This is a genomic window from Teredinibacter waterburyi (genome assembly GCF_001922985.1).
Taxonomy (GTDB): Bacteria; Pseudomonadota; Gammaproteobacteria; order Pseudomonadales; family Cellvibrionaceae; genus Teredinibacter; species Teredinibacter waterburyi.
Map to the genome: position 1 here is coordinate 124208 of NZ_MRUH01000022.1, position 20262 is coordinate 144469.

At 49.9% G+C, this 20262-nt stretch carries 18 protein-coding genes; 16 read left to right on the forward strand and 2 right to left on the reverse strand.

Annotated features, from left to right (window positions below; translation table 11 throughout):
* Positions 1-47: 47 nt before the first annotated feature.
* The 3 genes from orn to IDZ20_RS03490 all read left to right on the forward strand — a co-directional run bounded on the left by orn (position 48) and on the right by IDZ20_RS03490 (position 2390).
* Positions 48-590 (forward strand): oligoribonuclease, encoded by a 543-nt coding sequence (orn, locus tag IDZ20_RS03480; protein ID WP_188150039.1) that lies wholly within the window; start codon positions 48-50, stop codon positions 588-590.
* Positions 591-736: 146 nt separating this feature from the next.
* The gene (locus tag IDZ20_RS03485; protein WP_188150040.1) at positions 737-1033 is read left to right on the forward strand and encodes a hypothetical protein; all 297 of its coding nucleotides are present in this window, start codon (positions 737-739) and stop codon (positions 1031-1033) included.
* A gap of 121 nt (positions 1034-1154) precedes the next feature.
* Positions 1155-2390 (forward strand): MFS transporter, encoded by a 1236-nt coding sequence (locus tag IDZ20_RS03490; RefSeq protein ID WP_245792078.1) that lies wholly within the window; start codon positions 1155-1157, stop codon positions 2388-2390.
* A gap of 11 nt (positions 2391-2401) precedes the next feature.
* Here the strand turns inward: IDZ20_RS03490 and IDZ20_RS03495 are convergent, their stop codons facing one another.
* Positions 2402-2761, reverse strand: a complete 360-nt coding sequence (locus tag IDZ20_RS03495; protein ID WP_245792080.1) for an MGMT family protein — start codon at positions 2759-2761, stop codon at positions 2402-2404.
* Between the two features lie 85 nt (positions 2762-2846).
* Positions 2847-3989 carry a tRNA epoxyqueuosine(34) reductase QueG gene (gene queG, locus IDZ20_RS03500; RefSeq protein ID WP_188150041.1) on the reverse strand — a complete coding sequence of 381 codons (1143 nt, stop codon included), beginning with the start codon at positions 3987-3989 and terminating at the stop codon, positions 2847-2849.
* A gap of 110 nt (positions 3990-4099) precedes the next feature.
* Between queG and IDZ20_RS03505 the strand changes: the two genes are divergently transcribed.
* From IDZ20_RS03505 to IDZ20_RS03565, 13 genes are all read left to right on the forward strand, one after another.
* A complete protein-coding gene (locus IDZ20_RS03505) occupies positions 4100-5635 on the forward strand; it encodes an NAD(P)H-hydrate dehydratase (RefSeq protein WP_188150042.1) in 1536 nt (511 codons plus the stop codon).
* Positions 5632-6114: a tRNA (adenosine(37)-N6)-threonylcarbamoyltransferase complex ATPase subunit type 1 TsaE gene (gene tsaE, locus IDZ20_RS03510; RefSeq protein WP_188150043.1), complete on the forward strand. Its 483-nt coding sequence runs from the start codon at positions 5632-5634 to the stop codon at positions 6112-6114. Before IDZ20_RS03505 ends, tsaE begins: the two co-directional genes overlap by 4 nt.
* 98 nt (positions 6115-6212) lie before the next feature.
* Positions 6213-7529, forward strand: coding sequence for an N-acetylmuramoyl-L-alanine amidase (locus tag IDZ20_RS03515; RefSeq protein WP_188150249.1), 1317 nt, complete (start codon positions 6213-6215; stop codon positions 7527-7529).
* A gap of 2 nt (positions 7530-7531) precedes the next feature.
* On the forward strand, positions 7532-9433 hold the full coding sequence (gene mutL / locus IDZ20_RS03520) for a DNA mismatch repair endonuclease MutL (RefSeq protein ID WP_188150044.1): 1902 nt from the start codon (positions 7532-7534) through the stop codon (positions 9431-9433).
* A gap of 73 nt (positions 9434-9506) precedes the next feature.
* Positions 9507-10439, forward strand: coding sequence for a tRNA (adenosine(37)-N6)-dimethylallyltransferase MiaA (miaA, locus tag IDZ20_RS03525; protein ID WP_188150250.1), 933 nt, complete (start codon positions 9507-9509; stop codon positions 10437-10439).
* 311 nt (positions 10440-10750) lie between these two features.
* Positions 10751-11008, forward strand: a complete 258-nt coding sequence (hfq, locus tag IDZ20_RS03530; protein ID WP_188150045.1) for an RNA chaperone Hfq — start codon at positions 10751-10753, stop codon at positions 11006-11008.
* 12 nt (positions 11009-11020) lie between these two features.
* Positions 11021-12358: a ribosome rescue GTPase HflX gene (gene hflX, locus IDZ20_RS03535; protein ID WP_188150046.1), complete on the forward strand. Its 1338-nt coding sequence runs from the start codon at positions 11021-11023 to the stop codon at positions 12356-12358.
* A 216-nt stretch (positions 12359-12574) separates the two neighbouring features.
* Positions 12575-13735: an FtsH protease activity modulator HflK gene (gene hflK, locus IDZ20_RS03540; RefSeq protein ID WP_188150047.1), complete on the forward strand. Its 1161-nt coding sequence runs from the start codon at positions 12575-12577 to the stop codon at positions 13733-13735.
* The gene (hflC, locus tag IDZ20_RS03545; RefSeq protein WP_188150048.1) at positions 13735-14610 is read left to right on the forward strand and encodes a protease modulator HflC; all 876 of its coding nucleotides are present in this window, start codon (positions 13735-13737) and stop codon (positions 14608-14610) included. The genes hflK and hflC overlap by 1 nt, the downstream gene beginning before the upstream one ends.
* 194 nt (positions 14611-14804) lie before the next feature.
* Positions 14805-14990 carry a DUF2065 domain-containing protein gene (locus IDZ20_RS03550; protein ID WP_188150049.1) on the forward strand — a complete coding sequence of 62 codons (186 nt, stop codon included), beginning with the start codon at positions 14805-14807 and terminating at the stop codon, positions 14988-14990.
* 20 nt (positions 14991-15010) lie between these two features.
* The gene (locus IDZ20_RS03555; RefSeq protein ID WP_188150050.1) at positions 15011-16192 is read left to right on the forward strand and encodes an ATP phosphoribosyltransferase regulatory subunit; all 1182 of its coding nucleotides are present in this window, start codon (positions 15011-15013) and stop codon (positions 16190-16192) included.
* Between the two features lie 173 nt (positions 16193-16365).
* A complete protein-coding gene (locus tag IDZ20_RS03560; protein WP_188150051.1) occupies positions 16366-17664 on the forward strand; it encodes an adenylosuccinate synthase in 1299 nt (432 codons plus the stop codon).
* 322 nt (positions 17665-17986) lie between these two features.
* A complete protein-coding gene (locus tag IDZ20_RS03565; RefSeq protein ID WP_188150052.1) occupies positions 17987-20176 on the forward strand; it encodes a cellulase family glycosylhydrolase in 2190 nt (729 codons plus the stop codon).
* The last annotated feature ends 86 nt before the right edge of the window (positions 20177-20262 follow it).

The following is a 20262-nucleotide window of genomic DNA, read 5'->3' on the forward strand; positions in this document are numbered from 1 at the left end:
ACTTCCTCTTCTAGAATCGGCAAACACCAATTGTAGTGGAAAATGAAATGACAATCAGTGAAAACAACCTTATCTGGATCGATTTGGAAATGACCGGTCTCAGTCCAGAGAACGACACCATTATCGAGATTGCAACTATCGTCACCGATAGCCAGCTAAATACACTTGCCGAAGGACCTATGCTGGCTATTGTACAAGCGCCGCAGGTCATGGCCGCAATGGACGAGTGGTGTACGACGCAGCACGGTAAGTCTGGGTTAACCCAGCGGGTACTCGATAGCAAAACGTCCATGGCAACAGCCGAGGATGCAACGTTAGCGTTTTTGCGTAACTGGGTGCCGGCGGGCAAGTCGCCTATGTGTGGAAATTCGATTGGGCAGGATCGGCGTTTTTTACAGCGATTTATGCCGCAGCTCGCCGACTATTTTCACTATCGCAATATCGACGTTAGTACCTTAAAAGAGTTGGCTGCGCGCTGGCGCCCGGAAGCACTGGAAGGGTTTGCAAAGTCAGGCGCCCACTTGGCGCTTGATGATATTAGAGAGTCAATTGCAGAGCTTCAGCACTATCGAAAACACTTTATTCGCTAGTGAGAACTAACCCGCAAAGCCATTAAAACAAAGGGATTTTGTCATCTAAACGTTAACTTGCTGATGTTCGGCGTGTGTAGCATTCAGTTGCTAACGAGGGGGGTTCCCCTTAACTACACACACTTTTAGCTCGACGGATTGAGTACATGGCTTCATCAGATAGCAGTGGGCCTGGCAAGGGTTCTACCCCTAGCTCTACACCCACACGGGAAAAGCGCGGTGCACAGCCGCCAATACCTAGGAACTTAGAAGAGTTTTTGAACGAGGAGCAACTACTGTCACTGCGACTTATGCGTGGTTTCGGCTGGAGTCTTGCGTTTATAAGACGGCCGCTATTTCAGGAACCGCTAGTCGTTGTTACCAGTGACGAACAAAATAAAGTCGGCATCTTGGAACCTGACGGTTCTATCAATACCCGTGAGTCCGTCGCGATGCGCCATTAGCGTGACGGATACCTGAGCGGAATCTGAGCGCGCTTTTACCTTCTCTCGCGTATAATCACGTCTCTGTTGCCGTCTTTCGACGGCATTTTCATTTCTTAGATGTATAAAAGGTTGTTATAGCGTGCTCACCTCATTTATGTATCGGGGTCGCCACCTGTTGACGTTTGGTTTTCTCGCCGTCTTTCTTGGCAATTTTGGTCAGTCTTTTTATCTCGGTAGTTATGGTGCGAGTATTCAGCAGGCACTACACCTTTCAGCTACTCAATACGGTTTTATCTATTCGTTAGCGACGCTACTTGCCGGCAGCAGTTTAATGTTGCTGGGTGGGCGCATCGACAAGATGCCGCTGTTGCGTTTTGTCAGTTTAGTGGCGGCGGGTTTATTTGTGGCGAGCTTGCTGTTTTTACTGGCGTCGAATGTGTACGGCTTGCTGGCGGCGTTTTTTATGGTGCGGTTGTGTGGTCAGGGTTTGTTGCCGCACACAGGTATAACCACAATGGCGCGGTGTTTTGATAGTCACCGAGGGAAAGCGATTAGTATTGCCGGTAGTGGTGTTCCTGTTGGCGAAATTGTTTTGCCGCTGTTGGCCGCGTTCAGCATTGCAACCTTTGGTTGGCAGCAGAGCTGGCTATTGGTAAGCCTTGTTATTCCGCTGGTGTTTTTGCCGTTAACTTGGTGGTTGTTGCGCGCCGCCAGCGCCGAGGGCTTTGATTTTTCGGGCGGTGAGGAACCAGCAAACACAGAGACGAATAAGTCGCCTGCGGCTGGGCGTATGCAGGTGCTAAAAGATGGTCGATTTTGGCGTGTCTTACCTGCATTGTTGTCGGCACCTTTTGTGGTTACCGGTATTTTTATTCATCAGGCGTTTGTTATGCAGCAAATGCTTTGGGCGCCGGAGTGGTTCGCACTTTGTTTTGTGGTCTACGGTGCTGTTCATTGGGTTAGTTCGATCGCTATGGGGTTTCTAGTCGATCGCTTTAGCGCGCGTAAACTCTTACCGTTTTACAATCTGCCGCTGGTGCTTTCTATGGTGACCGTGGCGCTGCTGGACGGTAACTTTGTTGCGGTGTTGATGCTCGCATTTTTGGGGATGGCAATTGGTGGTAGTGGGCCAATTGGCGGTGCATTATGGGCCGAAACCTATGGAACAAAAAGTCTGGGGTCGATTCGTTCGATGGTAACTTCTTTTGGGGTTTGGTCTACCGCAATTTCGCCAATTTTGTTTGGTGTTCTAATCGATCATGGTGTGACGCTGACGGGCCTCTGCTGGGTTCTCGCCGCGGCGGTGCTGTTGGCGTGTATCAGTGCGGCGTTTTCCTATCGGGATGAACCTGGTGAGGTTAACCGCGCGAGCTAGGTGTCTTTAGGTCAAAACTGCAGTTTGAATAGGATTTCATCTAGGCTGGGTTGCCAGCCGAATTCGTGTAGTTTTACGCGGTTATTGTTTACCGTTACGCCTTCTTTTATCAGCAGCGCAGTTTGTTTTTTGGCGGCGTTTGAGTCGGGCGCGAAGGCTAGCTGGCCGTTCGACTTGAGTACGCGATACCAAGGTACTTGAATTTCATCTGACGCATAAGCCATACACTTTCCGACTAAACGCGCGCGCCCCGGCAGCCCCGCTAGATCTGCAACTTGCCCGTAGCTGGCGACTTTTCCCGGCGGAATCGCGACGACGGTTTGCCAAATACGTTGATGCTTTTCGTGACTGCTCATTTGAATATTGGTCATGTGCTTATTGGTTTTCTCTTGTCGGTTATGGCGCTAGGCCTAGTGCTTATGGGTAGGAAAATTTAGGTTCGATAATTAATTCAATTTAATGACTGGCTTTTAATTTTCGCTGCCGCCTTTTGGGTGGCGTTATTTGTCGGCTAAGTGCCCAGTCAATATGCTCGGCTACCAGTGCTGTAATAGGTGGACTTGTCTCGTTTCGCTTTTTTGTAAGGGCCTCAATGATCTGCTGGGATGCTGGTGCGTTACCTAAGCCAACGGCAAGATTGCGCAGCCAGTTTTGATAGCCAATACGGCGGATCGCGGAGCCTTCGGTGTTTTTTAAAAACTGCTGTTCATCCCATAAAAACAAGTCGACGAGGTCGCTTGACTCTAGTGAGTGGCGCGGGTGGAAGTCGGTTTCGGTGGTCGGCTTGGCAAACTTATTCCAAGGGCAAATAGCTTGGCAGTCGTCGCAGCCGAATACTCTGTTACCCATAACCTCGCGGAACTCTATAGGAATTGCGCCTTTGTTTTCGATGGTGAGATAGGAAATACAGCGTCGTGCGTCGAGCTGATAGGGTGCTGGGAATGCGTCAGTTGGACATATTTTTAAGCAGGCCTCGCAATCCCCGCAACGGTTCTCCATTTTTTTAGTCGCTAGAGGAAGCGGCAGGCTGGTGAGAATTTCCCCAAGAAAAAACCAGCTACCCGCATGTTCGTTGATAAGTAGCGTGTGTTTGCCTACCCAGCCAAGTCCAGCTTTTTCGGCGAGAGGCCTTTCTAGTACTGGCGCGCTATCTACAAATGCGCGTTGGTTTAGGGGGTGCGTAAAGTTGTTGTCGTCACAAAAAGTTTGAATTTGATTGGCAATTAGCGCGAGGCGTTTGCGGATAAGCTTGTGATAGTCTCGACCTAAGGCGTAACGTGACACATAAGCTTTTTGCGGTGACTTTAATATTTTTATCTGTTCTGTGTCGGGCGGCAAATAATCCATTCGTGCTGAGATTACTCGCTGCGCGCCGGGTAAAAGTTTTTCTGGCGATCCGCGTTTGTCGCTATTTTCGGCCATCCAAGCCATAGTGCCGTGAAAGCCGCGTGATAGCCACTGCTCTAGGTGTTGCTGTTCTGTCGTGAGGTTAACGTCGGTAATCGCGATTTGCTGAAAACCCTGCTCTCGTCCCCACTGTTGAATAAGCTCGGTGAGTTTTACTAAGAGTGCCTCTGGCGCGGGGCTGGAATTCGGCATGGCATATGACTTTTATTTGTTAGGGGTTTGGCTAGGCTCAGTATTTTGGCTTTGGGGGGCGCTCTAAGTCACGTATAATTTCGTTAAATTTCTTTTGTGATCAAGCTTTTATGGCAAATTTAAACCTTCCTGAATACTTTTATCAAAGTCACCAAGTGCGAGAGCTTGAAGCGCTGGTGTGTGAGCACAGCGGCGTCGCCAGTATACAGCTGATGAAGCGAGCCGGTACGGCGGCTTTTCACTTGGCGCGTGAACTTTGGCCCAATTGCGACAACCTTGTTGTGCTGTGTGGTGGGGGCAATAACGGCGGTGATGGTTATGTTGTCGCTGCACTGGCTGCACAAAAGGGGGTGAATGTGCGGGTGCTGGCAGCGGTCGATCCGGCGCAGTTGACGGGTGATGCGGAGCGAGCCTACCGCTACGCTCTTCAAGAATCTGTTGTTGTAGAGTTTGTTAACGACTGGTCTAAACCCTCTATAGATGATGCAAACACCGTTTTAGTCGATGCTTTACTTGGCATTGGTCTGATGGGTGACGTGCGAGCGCCTAGCGCAGCGGCAATTGCGTTTGTTAATCGCTCGGGGTTGCCGGTACTTGCCCTCGATGTTCCGTCTGGATTGTGTGCCGATTCCGGTGCTGTGCTTGGTAGTGCTGTCGTTGCCACAGCGACCTTGAGTTTTGTAGCAATCAAGCCCGGCTTGGTTAGCGGAGCTGTCAATCACGTTGGCGAGCTCTATCTTGAAGATCTCGGTTTGCAAAGGTTACGGCAAGTAAACGAGGGCTTCGAGCAGGCGCTATCAGTCGTTAAGCCAGCCTTAAAGCGTGTTACCACTAACGGCGAGCTCGAAGCGCTGCAGCCCCGCGACGCCAGTGCGCATAAGGGTGACTTTGGCCACGTAATGGTGATTGGTGGTGGTGCCGGTTTTGGTGGTGCAGTGATCTTGGCGGCAGAGGCGGCTGCGCGAAGTGGCAGCGGCTTGGTGAGTGTCGCAACAGACCCGCTGCATGTGGTGGCTGTCTTGGCGCGGCGACCAGAGTTAATGGCGGTTGGCGTACCTTCTGGGCAAGAGCTAGAGCTATTGTTGGAGCGGCCCAGCGTTTTGGTTGTTGGCCCAGGCTTGGGCCGTAGCCCTTGGGCTGAGCAGATGTTGCAGCAGGCGGCCGCAACTCAGAAGCCTATGGTTTTGGATGCGGATGCGCTCAATATATTAGCTGCAGGTCGGGTTTTAGCTAAAAGTGGTAAGCGCGCAAACTGGGTATTAACGCCTCACCCTGGTGAGGCGGCGCGACTACTAAATAGCACGGTTGACGCTGTTCAGCGAGATCGCTATAGCGCGGCGCGTAATTTACAGGCGATCTACGGTGGCGTGGTTGTTCTAAAGGGGGCGGGAACCGTTATCGCCAGTGATCAGGGGCTAATGGTCGCCTGTGTAGGCAATCCGGGAATGGCCAGTGGTGGTATGGGCGATGTCTTGGCAGGTGTTATCGGTGGGCTTATGGCGCAGGGGCTCAGTCCTCTAAATGCCAGCACCTTGGCTGTTTGCGTTCATGGTGATGCAGCGGATCTTGCCGTTTTGGATGGTGGTGAACGAGGCATGTTGGCGAGTGATTTAATCCCCTATATGCGCGAGCTGTTAAATCCATGAGCGTTAAAGCAAACTCAGCGGCAATGAGCTTTAGTGTGGTTTTGGCCGATGAGGCCGCAACCGTATCGGCGGGTCGAAAGTTTGGTGAGGCACTAAAGCAGGGAGCGGTTGTCTATCTCGAGGGTGTTTTAGGGGCCGGTAAAACCACATTTTGTCGAGGAGTGCTGCAAGCTTTTGGTCATTCAGGTGCCGTTAAGAGCCCCACTTATACACTGGTTGAGCCTTATGTGCTTGATATCGGTACGGTATACCATTTTGATTTGTACCGATTAGGTGACCCGGAAGAGTTAGAATATATGGGCATACGGGATTATTTTCAGGAATCTGCTGTGTGTCTGGTAGAGTGGCCGGTGCGTGGCGAGGGCTATCTGCCCTGCGCTGACATTGTGGCGACACTCTCGCCGCTGGGCGATGGCCGGCGGCTGGAGCTGCAAGCAATCAATGAGCGCGGAGCGGCTATACTTATTCTAATGAGCTAGTGCGCGCGAATTCGTGAAACTAGCAGGCGCTAGTATAAAAATAATGGCGAGCATTAGTGATTAAACATCAAGTTTGTGGGGTATTCAGCTTGGGCAAAATGGTATCGGTTCTGGCACTTGGGTTCGCGCTCTTTTTGTCTTCAGCGTCGTATGCGGCCGATATTACCAATATCCGTGTATGGCGAGCGCCAGATAGCACGCGCTTGGTGTTCGATCTAAGCGATGCGGTGGAACACAAGGTTTTCCCTCTTAAGTCTCCGGCTCGTTTGGTTATTGATATCGACGATGCTCAAATTAAAGCGAAATTTGATGAGCTTGATTTCGCCGGCTCGCCGATAAAGCAGCTTCGATACGGCAAGCGTGGCAATGATCATTTACGTGTTGTCTTGGATTTAAAGTCTGATGTTAAGCCGCGCAGTTTTGCTTTGGTGAAGCACGGTGACAAACAAGATCGCCTCGTTATAGATTTGTATGATGCCAATACCGAAACGATCAAGACGGTTGCCAAGGTTACCGAAAATGCCAGCGGTAAGCGCGATATTGTTATCGCAATCGACGCCGGCCACGGTGGCGAAGACCCTGGGGCCTTGGGGCCTCGAAAAATTCGTGAAAAGGATGTGGTATATAAAATAAGCCAGCAACTGGCCGCTATGATTGATGCCGAACCAGGCTATAAAGCTCACATGGTTCGCGAGGGTGACTACTATATTCCCTTAAAGTCGCGACGCAACAAAGCCCGCGAAGTTCGCGCTGACTTGTTTATTTCTATCCACGCCGACGCATTTAAAAACCCGAAGGCAAAAGGTGCTTCGGTATTCGCGCTTTCTCGTAGCGGTGCCACGTCTGAAACGGCAAGATTTCTAGCGTCGAAAGAAAATGAAGCTGACCTAATTGGTGGTGTTAGCGGTGTTAGTTTGGATGATAAGGATGAAATGCTAGCCGGAGTGTTAGTCGACTTATCGATGACGGCAACTTTAGCGAGCAGCCTGAATGTAGGTGAGCGAGTCTTGCAGCAGGTAGGTCGCGTTACTCGCTTACATAAGCGCCAAGTGGAGCAGGCAGGGTTCGCCGTGCTTAAGTCGCCAGACGTCCCTTCGATTTTGGTTGAGACCGGATTTATTTCAAACCCAGAAGAAGCGAATAAACTCAACACCTACTCTCACCGCAAAGAATTGGCAGAAGCTATTTTTGGTGGAGTAAAAGGTTATTTTAACGATAGCCCGCCAGCGGGAACTTTAATAGCGTACAAAAAAGGCGGCAGCAGTATTTTGCGGCACGTGATTGAAAATGGCGAAACACTTACCGCAATAGCCTTGCGCTACAACGTGTCGGTTGACGCGATTATCGCGACTAACGAACTTCGCAACCCCACCATTCGAATTGGGCAAATTCTTAAAATCCCTATCGGCAGTTAATCATGAATCAAATACATATTCTTAGCCCGCGCCTCGCCAACCAAATCGCGGCGGGAGAAGTCGTAGAACGTCCCGCATCGGTGATTAAGGAATTGGTTGAAAATAGTGTTGATGCGGGCGCTCGCCAGTTGGATGTTGAAATCGAAAATGGCGGCACTAAGTTGATGCGTGTGCGCGACGATGGTAAGGGAATTGGGCGAGAAGATTTGCCTCTTGCGCTAAGTCGTCATGCGACTAGCAAGATTAGTATTCTCGACGATTTAGAGGCCGTTGCTACCTTGGGGTTTCGAGGCGAAGCTTTGGCGAGTATTAGTTCTGTTGCGCGATTAAAGCTCACCAGTAACGATGGTTCGGAAGAGAGTGGTTGGAGTGTTGAAGCGGAGGGTCGCGATATGCTGGCGACCGTAACGCCAGCAGGACACCCGCGGGGCACATCGGTCGAAGTGCGCGACTTATTTTTTAACACCCCGGCGCGACGGAAATTTTTGCGTACCGAAAAAACAGAATATGGACGCATTGAAGATGTTATAAAACGCTTAGCTTTGTCACGTTTCGAGTTGGGGTTTTCACTAAAAAATAACGGTAAGGTGGTTCATTCTTGGCGGCCGGCGATGACTCAGTCGGAGCAGGAGCGTCGCGTCGCGCAAGTGTGTGGGCCAGCGTTTATAGAAAATGCTGTGCACCTTGATATAGATAGAGCTGGGTTGCGTTTGTGGGGGTGGGTGGCTTTGCCAACTTTTTCTCGCAGCCAAGCGGACCTCCAACATTTTTATGTGAATGGCCGAGCTATTAAAGATCGCCTTGTTACCCACGCGGTAAAGCAAGCGTATCAGGATGTGCTGTATCACGGTCGCCACCCAGCATTTGTGTTGTATCTTGAGCTGGATCCAGCCAATGTCGATGTCAATGTTCACCCTACAAAACACGAAGTACGCTTTCGCGATAACCGTTTGGTCCACGATTTTTTGTTTCGCAGTCTCCATAAAGCATTAGCGGATGTTCGCCCCAGCTCGGAGGTTCCTGCAGTGGCAACCGAACCCTATTCACAAGAGTCTATTCCGCAACAAAATCATTTGGGTTTGGCTACGCGCTCCGAAGCATCTAGTTTTTCTGGATCGGCTGGAGGGCAAGGGTTTGGCTTCGGTGGTTTTAATGGTTCTGGAAGGGATGTAACGGTCTCGCGAGGTGAATCGGCGGGCGATGCGATTGCCGAGGGCGCGGGTCATTACGCATCCTTCGGGAGTGCTTCCGCCGCACAGGGTTATATCGGCCCAACTATCGACCGGCAGGCTTTAACCGATCTTGAAACAACAGGTGAAGTTCCGCCCTTAGGGTTCGCCATCGCGCAACTAAAAGGTATTTATATTCTCGCGGAAAACGCCAACGGTTTGGTGGTTGTCGATATGCATGCGGCGCACGAGCGCATTACCTATGAGCGCATGAAAACTCAGCAGGCGAGCCAAAAAGTACAGTCGCAACCCTTGCTTGTGCCACGGGCAATTGCTGTAAGTGAAAAAGAAGCTGACCACGCCGATGATCACGCTGAAATTTTCACTCGGCTGGGGTTCGAGTTGGAGCGCGCAGGGCCCGAGTCGCTTTTGATTCGACAGGTTCCCGTAATGTTAAACGGGGCTGATATCGAACTGCTAGTGCGCGATGTATTGTCGGACCTAATCGAGTTTGGCACCAGCCAACGAATTCAAAATAATATTAATGAAATATTGGGAACTATGGCGTGCCACGGTTCCGTTCGAGCAAACCGCAAGCTTTCTTTGGCGGAAATGAATTCTTTATTACGTGACATGGAGGCTACCGAGCGCAGCGGTCAATGTAATCACGGGCGACCGACCTGGAGCCAAATGAGTTTGGACCAGCTCGATAAATTATTTTTACGGGGGCAATAGTTCGTTGCTTGGAGAAAATGCTAACACGACAATTGCTACGCAGGTTGACGGCAAGCCTTTAGCTATTGCCATCATGGGGCCGACGGCATCGGGTAAGACTGAGCTCGCGATTCGTTTGCACCAAGAGCTCGGCGCCGAAATAATTAGTGTCGATTCGGCGCTCGTTTATCGTGGCATGAATATTGGAACTGCTAAGCCTAGCGCGGAAGAGTTGGCGCGTGGTCCGCATCGATTAATTGACTTTCTCGATCCGAGTGAAAGTTATTCTGCCGCAGAATTTTGTAAGGATGCGAGCCGTGAGATTGAATCGATTGTTGCTTTAGGCAAAACGCCACTACTAGTGGGCGGCACCATGCTGTATTTTAAAGCTTTGCTGGAGGGTCTATCAGACATGCCGGCAGCTGCACCAGAAGTTCGCGCTGAGCTGGAGTTGGAGGCGACAGCAATTGGCTGGCCTGGTTTGCATGCTGAGCTGCAGCGGGTCGACCCCGTTTCGGCGGCGCGAATTCATCCCAATCACTCGCAGCGTATTAGTCGTGCGTTGGAGGTTTATCGGTCGTCAGGTAAAGCTTTGAGTGAATGGCAGGGAAGTTTTCAAGGTGGACTACTCGAAAAGTATCATTGGGTACAAATTGCAATTGCACCACAACAGCGCAGTGTTCTCCATCAGCGAATTGCATTGCGCTTTGACAAAATGCTGGAGGACGGTTTGGTGGCCGAAGTGCAAGCACTGTTTGATCGCGGCGATTTGCATCGTGATATGCCGGCGATTCGAGCGGTGGGTTATCGGCAGGTGTGGGAATATTTGTCTGGAGAAACTGATTTCAATGTAATGCGCGACAAAGGTGTTGTTGCGACGCGTCAGTTGGCGAAGCGTCAGTTAACCTGGCTGCGTGGCTGGCAGGGGCTGAGCTGGTTGAATACTCAGCAAGAATCGGGAGAAATATTAACTTCCCGTGAAATTGTGAATAAAGCCTTGAATTTTTTGCCTACAAGGGCCATATAATGGCTGTAGTTTTGGAATTGCGGAAGCTCGACCAACTTAGCATTTATTAAGGTAGTCTAAGTTTGTGTTTGCAGCGTATATTTGGCGAGACCTATTCCTATATGTCGGTGACATCTCGGTTATAGACGCTGGCATTGATCACCGAAACCGCTGTGCAGGTTTTACGGCAATTAGCGCGGTTCCGTCTATAGTTAGTTGAACAGTATTTATACGCTTGCGTCGGTTTGCTCCATCTTGTTGTCGGTGTTTACAAAGGTGCGTAACCCGGAAGTCGACGATTAATTTTTTTGTTCCTCATAAGGAGAATAAACATGTCAAAAGGGCATAGCTTACAAGACCCTTATCTTAACGTTCTGAGAAAAGAGCGAATCCCAGTTTCTATTTATCTGGTCAACGGTATTAAGCTGCAGGGTCAAGTAGAGTCATTTGACCAATTTGTTGTCTTGTTAAAAAACACCGTCAGTCAAATGGTTTATAAGCACGCCATATCGACCGTAGTGCCTTCTCGCCCAGTACGTGTTCCTATGTTGAACCCAGAAAATGGCGAAGAAATCGATAGCGGCAGTTAATCGGAGTATTGTTTGTTTTTTGATCGCCCTGAAAGCGGTGAGCTATCTGTTCTTGTTCACCTAGAGCTGCCGCTCCCAATCGAGCAGAATGACTCGCGAGAGTTTGAAGAACTTGTACTGTCAGCAGGTGGAGATCCGGTGGCGATGATCACCGGTAGTCGACCTGCGCCTAGCGCAAAGTACTTTGTTGGAACTGGCAAGTTAGATGAGCTGTTGTCTGCGGTGCGTGAGCACGAGGCGCAGATTGTCATCTTTAATCACGAATTATCCCCCAGCCAAGAGCGTAATCTAGAGCAAGCACTCGAATGTCGAGTGCTTGATCGCACCGGTTTGATTTTGGATATATTCGCCCAGCGCGCTCGTACCCACGAGGGTAAGCTGCAGGTGGAGCTCGCCCAGCTCAAGCATATGTCTACTCGCCTGATTCGCGGTTGGACCCACTTGGAGCGTCAGAAGGGCGGTATTGGGATGCGCGGCCCAGGTGAAACCCAGCTTGAAACTGACCGTCGATTATTGCGCGCTCGAATTAAAGCCATCGGCAAACGTTTGGACAAAGTACGCAAGCAGCGCGAGCAAGGGCGAAGGTCTCGACTTCGGGCTGATATACCGACGGTATCTCTTGTCGGCTATACCAACGCTGGAAAATCGACTTTGTTCAATGCGGTAACCGATTCTGATGTCTATGCGGAAGACCAGCTTTTCGCAACGCTTGATCCCACCATGCGACGCATTAGTGTGCCGGACTTGGGGGCGACAATCATGGCGGATACTGTTGGCTTTATTAGCAACTTACCCCACCGCTTGGTTGAAGCATTTCGTGCCACTTTGGAAGAGGCCGCAAGTGCAGATTTGCTGTTGCATCTCATCGATGCTGCTGACGATGAGCGCGCGCGCAACATAGAACAAGTTAACGAAGTGCTAGAGGAAATTGGCGCCCACACTCTGCCGCAGTTGTTGGTCTACAACAAAATTGATTTGCTGCAGGAAATGGCTCCGAGGCTCGACAGGGATGATCAAGGCCGTCCAATCGCTGTGTGGTTATCGGCGCGGAAGTTGGCGGAAACTGGTGAGGGACGAGACTTGCTGGAAGCGGCTATTGCCGAACTCTTAACCGAGAATGTTGTACATCAAAACATTATTTTAGCGACGGATGAAGGTAGTTTGCGGGCGCGATTATTTCGTCAAAACGCCGTGCAAAATGAACGCTACTTAGCTGACGGTCGCTGTGAGTTGGAGATCCGTTTGCCGGAGTCGGACTTGCGGCGTATTCTTTCAGCGGAGAGTTTGACTCTCGAAGATTTGACGCTTAATGATCAGTTTGGCGTTGATGGTCAGCAGATTGCGAGTTAGCGGCGCTCTGGTTTAAATAGTTGAAATACAATAAATTACCACCATATCTTGTTGATGCGTTTAGTCTCCCATCTTGGCCTTGCTGCTTTAGTCGCATTTATTCCTGTGCGTCTCTCTAGTGTGCAAAGTGCTTCAGCGAGTTGGGACTTTACGGCGCGGGATCGCCTATGCACGGTTAATCCGGCATAGATAATTAAAAACAATTGGAGTATACCCATGACCTGGAATGAACCGGGCGGTAACAATAAAGACCCTTGGGGTGGCAAGCGCGGTAATGACGGGCCACCCGATTTCGATGAGGCGATCAAAAACCTGCAGAAAAAACTGTCTGGAATTTTTGGCGGTAAAGGCGGATCCGGCGGCCCGGGTTCTAATGCTGGATCTGGCGGTGGTTTACTGATCGGATTAATTGTTGCTGCAGTTGTTGCCGTTTACTTTTATGCCGGTTCGGGTATCGTCAACGAGCAAGAGCGAGCTGTGGTTTTGCGATTGGGCGTATACCATGAAACTAAAGGTCCCGGCTTTCGCTGGAACCCACCTCTAATTGACAAGGTTTATGCCGTCAACGTTACCAAGGTTCGTTTGTGGACGACCTCCGAGCAGATGTTGACTAAAGACCTCAATATCGTCGATATAAAGTTGTCCGTTCAATACAGTATCAATCTATCGGATGCTCGTGATTTCGTGCTGAACGTGCGGGATCCGGAAGGAAGTTTGCAACAGGCCGCAAACAGCGCCTTGCGCCATGTAGCTGGCTCCACTCAGATGCACCAGATTCTAACGCTTGGGCGTGAACAAGTAGCTGCAGATGTGCAAGCTCGCTTGCAGACCTACCTGGATAACTACCGCACCGGTATTCGCATCGAGAAGGTGAACATTGAAGATTCAAACCCGCCGCGCGAAGTACAGGAAGCCTTTGATGACGTGATTCGAGCGCGGGAAGATGAAGAAAAGTTCAAGAATCAGGCGCAGGCCTACGCCAACGGTATTATCCCTGAGGCACGGGGTGGAGCTCAGCGCGTGATTGAAGAGGCTACTGCCTATAAAGAGCAGGTCATCGCTCGCGCCGAAGGTGAGGCAAAGCGCTTTGAATTGCTACTAGGCGAATACAAAAAAGCGCCAGAGGTTACTCGTCAGCGCCTCTATCTAGATGCAGTGGAAGATGTGTTGTCTAACTCGTCTAAGATTATGGTCGACGTCGAGGGAGGTAGTAATTTGCTTTATTTACCGCTTGATAAGTTGGTTAACAATAGTGCAGCGCCTGCCGGCGGTAGTGGTGGTTTAACCGCTGCCGATATCGACCTACTCACCAACCAGGTGGCAGATCAATTACGTCGTGAGTTAAGTACAACTCCACGCCGCAGGGAGGGACGCTAATGTCTACTAAAGCTCTTACGTTTCTAATTGCGGCTATTATTGCTATTTTTATAGGCGCGAACTCTGTTTACATTGTGAACGAATTTGAGCGCGGTGTTTTGCTGCGCTTTGGTAAAGTGCTGCAGGCCGATCTACAGCCGGGGTTACGGTTTAAGCTTCCTTGGATCGATCAGGTGCGCAAGTTTGAGTCTCGTGTTTTGACTTTGGATGCACGCGCAGAACGCTTCTTGACAGTCGAAAAGAAGTCTATGATTGTCGACAGCTTTGCTAAGTGGCGGATTATCAATGTGGGCACTTACTACACTGCAACAAATGGTGAAGAGGCTCGAGCCGTCCGCTTGTTGGAGCAGCGTATCAATGAAGGTTTGCGCAATCAGTTTGCACAGCGAACCTTGTTAGAGGTTGTGAGTGGTGAGCGCGATCAGTTGATGGTTGACCTGACGGCGCAGTTGAACGGGTTTACTCAGACTTCTCTTGGTATTGAGGTGGTTGATGTTCGCGTTAAGCGCATTGATCTTCCCGCCGAGGTTAGTGGCCCGGTATTCAGTCGAATGGCTGCCGAGCGTGAGCGTGAGGCGCGAGAGCATCGCTCAAAGGGTAAGGAGCAGGCTGAAATCATTCGTGCTGACGCCGATCGTCAGCGCACTATTCTTGAGGCCGAAGCCTATCGTGATGCTGAATTACTGCGCGGTGAGGGGGATGCGAAAGCGTCGCACATATATGCCAATGCCTATAGTCGCGATCCAGAGTTTTACTCGTTTGTGCGTAGTTTGAAGGCTTACCGAGCTACTTTTAGCGGCAAGCAGGATATTATGCTGGTAGATCCGGGTAGTGAATTCTTCCGCTACCTTAAAAACTCAAACGGTAAGCCTTAGTCACTGTCTAAAGCGTTGCCAATCGTGGTAAAATTACATAACCGGCTCAATAGAGCCGGTTTTTTTGTGTCGGGTCGATAAAGATGGCGGGTTTACGGCGCTTGCGATTGGCGTTCACTGCCGCTATTTGACCCTATGACAAACTGGAAGCGGCCCGTTTCCTACCCTTTTCTTGATCTGCCGGCTGGTTATTTATGTGGCAAAATCTCGCGCAAGCGATCTGCCTTGTGTTGATCATCGAAGGGATTTTACCCTTCCTGTATCCTAGTCGTTGGCGTCAGTTAGTTGCCTCTATGGCATTGCAGAGCGACCGTAAGCTACGAGTTATGGGTTTAGTCAGTATGTTGATTGGCGTAGGCCTGCTCTTGCTGGTTCATTGAAAACAGAGAATAAGTTGCGCATGAATAAAGTAGACCGATGGCTGTTGCCTGATGGTATTGAAGAAATGTTGCCGGATGAAGCCCGCAACGTCGAAGCCTTGCGGCGTAATTTGGTCGACCTTTTTCAGCGTTGGGGATACGATTACGTTATCGCGCCGCTAGTAGAATTTACCGACTCCCTCTTGACTGGGTCCGGCAGTGAAATTGAGCTACTGACATTTAAAATTACCGATCAACTCTCCGGTAAAACCATGGGTATCCGCGCTGATATTACCCCTCAGGCAGCACGTATGGATGCCCATAGCTTAATGCGCGAAGGTGTAAACCGTCTTTGTTACGCAGGTCATGTTATTCATACTCGGCCGAAGGCGCCGTTGGCTTCACGCACTCCGATTCAGGTTGGCGTCGAGCTGTTTGGTGAACCAGGAATTGATGCCGATATTGAAGTTTTAAGTGTGCTGCTGGAAACACTTAGTGCGGTCGGCGTACCGAAGCAGTATATCGATATTGGTCATGTCGGTATTTTTCGTGCCCTCGCAGAAGCGGCCGAGTTCTCTTCCGAGCAAGAAAATGCGCTGTTTGCATTGCTCCAGTCCAAGTCCGAGACCGATATTCGCAATTGGCTAGAAGCAAACGTCGCGGACGAAGTTAGTCGACGTTGTTTGTTAGCCTTGCCTCGTCTCGCGGGCAGCGCTTCTATTTTATCAAAAGCGGCCGAGTTGCTTGACGGCGCTCCAGATGAAGTGATGGCGGCCTTGGATGAATTGAGTGAGTTAAATGATGTTTTGCACGAGCGATATCCCGACGCGCAACTTTATTTTGATCTCGGTGAACTGCGTGGTTACCGCTATCATACGGGAATCGTATTTGGTGCTTTTGCCCCCGGTGTTGGTGCAGCCATAGCTAATGGTGGTCGCTATGACCATATTGGTGAAGCCTTTGGACGAGCAAGGGCCGCCACCGGTTTTGCTGCGGATCTTACTGCGATAAGCCGGATTGTTGAGTGGCCAATAGCAGAGAAACCTGCAGTATTTGCTCCGGCTTCTGGCAGCGAGCAAATGTGGATTGCGGTGCGTGATCTACGTGCAGCGGGAGAGCGAGTGGTTAGTGGTTTGTCTGGCCAGTTACAGCCATTTGAGCATCAAGTCTGTGATCGAATTTTGTTAGAGCGTGACGGTGTCGTTGAACTTCAGTCTATATAGACTCTGGCTGGCGAGTCGTTGTGCCTTGGTTGGTTTTAATTAAGTGAATTTCTGGTTTAAAGGCGTTGGTGATTCAAGTTAAACGCGGGTATTGCCTTAGTGGCAAGCTTGTAAAGCTTTCAAAGTCATCGGCGTGTAAGAGCAATACAATACGTAAAGAGTGTTAGATAGCAATGGGTAAAAATGTCGTTGTGCTAGGCACCCAGTGGGGTGACGAAGGTAAAGGAAAGATAGTCGATCTTTTAACAGAGCAGGTGTCCTATGTCGCTCGCTTTCAGGGCGGCCACAATGCGGGGCACACCTTGGTAATCGACGGCAAAAAAACGGTGTTGCACCTTATCCCCTCAGGAATATTACACAGCGGCGTAACCTGCTTTATTGGTAATGGTGTGGTGTTGGCTCCAGATGCGCTGATGACCGAGATTCGAGGTCTGGAAGAGCAGGGTGTGCCAGTGCGAGAGCGCATCCGGCTGTCTCCCGCTTGCCCGTTAATTTTGCCTTTTCACGTTGCGCTAGATTGCGCCCGCGAAACCAAGCGTGGCGCGGCTAAGATTGGTACCACTGGGCGCGGCATTGGTCCAGCCTACGAGGATAAGGTAGCGCGTCGAGGTTTGCGTTTGGGTGATATGCTGCACAGCGAACGCTTTGCGATAAAGCTTAAAGAGGTGATGGAGTACCACAATTTTGCGCTTACCGAGTATTACGGTGCAGAAGCGGTAGATTACGATCAAGTATTAGCTGATTCGCTGGCTTACGCTAAAGAGCTTATCCCGATGATTTCCGACGTGTCTGACGACTTACACAGCGCTCGTGAGGCGGGGAAGTCAATCTTATTTGAGGGTGCGCAGGGTTCTTTGCTGGATATCGATCACGGCACCTATCCGTTCGTGACTTCGTCCAACACTACTGCCGGCGGTACTGCTACGGGTTCCGGTTTCGGTCCGCTTTACCTGGATTACGTGTTGGGTATAACCAAGGCCTATACCACTCGTGTAGGTTCCGGTCCTTTCCCGACAGAGCTGGATTGTGAAGTGGGTGAGCACCTTGGTGTAAAAGGGCATGAGTTTGGAGCGACTACTGGCCGTAAGCGACGTACTGGCTGGTTTGATGCTGTGGCAGTGAGACACGCTGTGCGCATCAATAGCATGAGCGGTATGTGCCTCACAAAACTGGATGTTCTTGACGGTTTAAAAGAAGTGAAAATTTGTGTCGGCTATAACAGCGCTTCTGGCACTAAAATGGGTATTCCTTACGATGCTGAAGGCTGGGAGGAGGCTTGTCCTGTTTATGAGTCAATGCCTGGCTGGGATAGCTCTACTTATGGTGCTAAGTCTATGGCTGAATTGCCTCAAGAAGCTGTTGATTATATTCGGCGCTTAGAGGAGTTGGTCGGTATCCCAGTGGATATTATTTCTACCGGTCCTGACCGCAATGAAACTATCGTTTTACGCAGCCCTTTCGACGAAAAGTGATCTAGTCGGGGCTTTGCCTCTCTGCCGTAAAAGTGTCATCGATTTGACCTAATGTGTTTGGATACTCAAAGCCTCAGCGGTTAACGCTGGGGCTTTTTTTTGTCTAGTCGCCGCTGAGTGATAGTGGTGGCGTGCGCCAGGTCACAAGGTTCTGCTTAACACCTAGTGACGCCGTAATAATCTTGGGAAGTGTTAACTGTTCAGCATCATGTCTTAAGGCACTTAAATTATTATTTTTAATAACCCGAGAGTGTTTATTGATTTTTTCGGGAATAAAAAGGTAACCTGAAGCTTCATTTGGGGAATAAATAGGATATTTCTTATGCAATTTAAAAAGCTAATAACAACCGTTGCGCTCACGATGATCGCCTCGGGTATGGCACTAAGTGCCGGTGTGCATGCGCACGACAAGTCAAATAATGGTGCCTACGGATTTAAAGGCCACCACAGCTTTCACGGTTTTAAGCACTACCCCAAGTCCGAAGGAATGCCTTACATCAGCGACCCGGGCCAGTTTAAGGGGCCGTTTCACTGGGGTGGGTGGCATCATAAGAAAGATTTTGTAACCCGTTTCGGACCCTTTTTGTTTAAGAATGGGCGCCCATTCCGCTTTGTTGGTTCTAACAATTACTACCCTATGTACAAGTCTCAAGCAATGGTTGATAGCTTGTTTCAAGACGCATCTGATGCAGGTTTTGATGTAATGCGTGTGTGGGGTTTTTCGGTGGTCGGTAACGCTGACTTGACCGACACTATTCACAGCGGTGGTGAGGGTGTGTACTTCCATTATTGGGATGCAGAGGCTGGCGCGCCTGCTTTCAATGAAGGTGAAGACGGTTTGGTTCACCTCGACTATATTCTAGCTAAGTCTGCAGAGCTCGGATTGAAGGTAGTGTTTCCATTGACTAACAACTGGAAAGATTTCGGCGGTATGGACCAAATGGTTCGTTGGCGTGAAAACCAGTTGGCCGGTACGGATGCTGCTCGCGATATGTATCACGATGACTTCTACACTGATGAGGTTATTAAGCAGTGGTACAAAGATTGGATTAGCACCCTGCTGAACCGCACCAATAGCATTACTGGTGTGGTGTATAAGAATGATCCAACCATCATGGCTTGGGAATTGGCTAACGAGCCGCGCTGTAAGGGTAGCGGTGTTTACCCTCAGTCGGAGACATGTAATGTAGACACCTTGACCGATTGGGCCGACGAAATATCGACTTACATTAAGTCGGTTGACGGCAGTCACTTGGTTTCTGTCGGTGACGAAGGGTTCTTTTGTGACCCTGTGACTCAGGATGAAGATGGTAATGATGTTTGGCCGCATTGGACGGCTAACTGTAACGAAGGTGTCGACACTGTTGCGTTAGCTTCTCTACCGAATATCGATATTATGTCGTTCCACGCCTACCCAGATCATTGGGGTACAGACTCAGAGTGGACCGTTGAATATATCAAGCGTCATATCAAAGAAGGCTACAAGATCGGCAAGCCGGTTATGTTGGGTGAATTTGGTTGGGGCGATAAAGCGACACGCAATACGGTTTATAAAGAGTGGAGTGACACCTTCTACCGTTACGGTGGGGCCGGTGCTTTGTACTGGTTGCTTTCTTCCGAGCAGGACGACGGTAACTTGTATCCAGATTGGGATGGTTTCACTGTTTACTGCCCAAGTCCTGTCTGTACGACTTTAAGCAACTTTGCCGAGCGTATGGATAGTGGCCGCTTTTACTTTGCGCCAGTGGCAGATGTAGAAGAAGGTGCTACTGAATTTGAAACGCCAATTAGTTTCGACGTACTGGCGAATGATATTGCTTATGGTTTCTTTAATCAGTTACAGGTTGGCTCTATTGACTTAGACCCCTCTACCGATGCGGTCGAGCAAGAGTTAACGTTAGAAGAAGGGCTGTTCACTGTCGATGCTGACGGTGTCGTTACCTTCGAGCCTGCGGCCGGTTTTGTTGGTGAGGTAAGTATTGCTTATACCGTTCGCGATTGGTGGCAGGTTCCATCCAACGAGGCAACTATTAAGGTTCTCGTTAAGGCGGTAGCAGGAGCGCCGTTCCAGTTGTTCTCATTTGAAGACGGCACTCAGGGGTGGTCGCAAGCCTCTTGGCAGAGTGATGCTGGCGTAACCTCACAATCATCGGAAGGCGTAACTGATGGCGCTTCTAGTTTGTTGGTCGATGTTGATGCGGGCGGCTGGTTTCAAGCGAGCTTTAGTGAACCGCTAGACCTGAGCGATGGCTATGAAACTATTACCCTTGATATCAGTGTTGTGGACGAAGGTACCAGTGTGAATGTTGTACTGCAGTTGGGTGACTCGTGGACATGGTGTGAAGGTGAGTGGGGTTGGGTTGATAGTTGGAATACCTCCTATCAAGTTGATCTACTTTCTCTTACCTGTGATGATGCGGACTTAAGTAAGGTGCAGACAATGCTTGTGTACCTCACTACTGATGCTTATGTCGATAACGTTTGGGCGAATGGTCATAAACTGGCTGAGTAGTTTGATTTTATAATTGCCTTAACAAAAACCCGCTCTTGTAGCGGGTTTTTTTATGGGTCAAGGTTTTGCTCGCAAGCTTAGTTTGT

What these genes read in the sequence shown, in the direction of transcription:
- IDZ20_RS03550 (WP_188150049.1), top strand. Translation starts at nt 14,805, where the DNA reads ATGTGGCAAAATCTCGCGCAAGCGATCTGCCTTGTGTTGATCATCGAA.
- IDZ20_RS03505 (WP_188150042.1), top strand. Translation starts at nt 4,100, where the DNA reads ATGGCAAATTTAAACCTTCCTGAATACTTTTATCAAAGTCACCAAGTG.
- mutL (WP_188150044.1), top strand. Translation starts at nt 7,532, where the DNA reads ATGAATCAAATACATATTCTTAGCCCGCGCCTCGCCAACCAAATCGCG.
- IDZ20_RS03515 (WP_188150249.1), top strand. Translation starts at nt 6,213, where the DNA reads ATGGTATCGGTTCTGGCACTTGGGTTCGCGCTCTTTTTGTCTTCAGCG.
- queG (WP_188150041.1), bottom strand. Translation starts at nt 3,989, where the DNA reads ATGCCGAATTCCAGCCCCGCGCCAGAGGCACTCTTAGTAAAACTCACC.
- miaA (WP_188150250.1), top strand. Translation starts at nt 9,507, where the DNA reads ATGGGGCCGACGGCATCGGGTAAGACTGAGCTCGCGATTCGTTTGCAC.
- IDZ20_RS03560 (WP_188150051.1), top strand. Translation starts at nt 16,366, where the DNA reads ATGGGTAAAAATGTCGTTGTGCTAGGCACCCAGTGGGGTGACGAAGGT.
- hfq (WP_188150045.1), top strand. Translation starts at nt 10,751, where the DNA reads ATGTCAAAAGGGCATAGCTTACAAGACCCTTATCTTAACGTTCTGAGA.
- orn (WP_188150039.1), top strand. Translation starts at nt 48, where the DNA reads ATGACAATCAGTGAAAACAACCTTATCTGGATCGATTTGGAAATGACC.
- hflK (WP_188150047.1), top strand. Translation starts at nt 12,575, where the DNA reads ATGACCTGGAATGAACCGGGCGGTAACAATAAAGACCCTTGGGGTGGC.
- tsaE (WP_188150043.1), top strand. Translation starts at nt 5,632, where the DNA reads ATGAGCGTTAAAGCAAACTCAGCGGCAATGAGCTTTAGTGTGGTTTTG.
- IDZ20_RS03555 (WP_188150050.1), top strand. Translation starts at nt 15,011, where the DNA reads ATGAATAAAGTAGACCGATGGCTGTTGCCTGATGGTATTGAAGAAATG.
- IDZ20_RS03485 (WP_188150040.1), top strand. Translation starts at nt 737, where the DNA reads ATGGCTTCATCAGATAGCAGTGGGCCTGGCAAGGGTTCTACCCCTAGC.
- IDZ20_RS03565 (WP_188150052.1), top strand. Translation starts at nt 17,987, where the DNA reads ATGCAATTTAAAAAGCTAATAACAACCGTTGCGCTCACGATGATCGCC.
- IDZ20_RS03495 (WP_245792080.1), bottom strand. Translation starts at nt 2,761, where the DNA reads ATGACCAATATTCAAATGAGCAGTCACGAAAAGCATCAACGTATTTGG.
- hflC (WP_188150048.1), top strand. Translation starts at nt 13,735, where the DNA reads ATGTCTACTAAAGCTCTTACGTTTCTAATTGCGGCTATTATTGCTATT.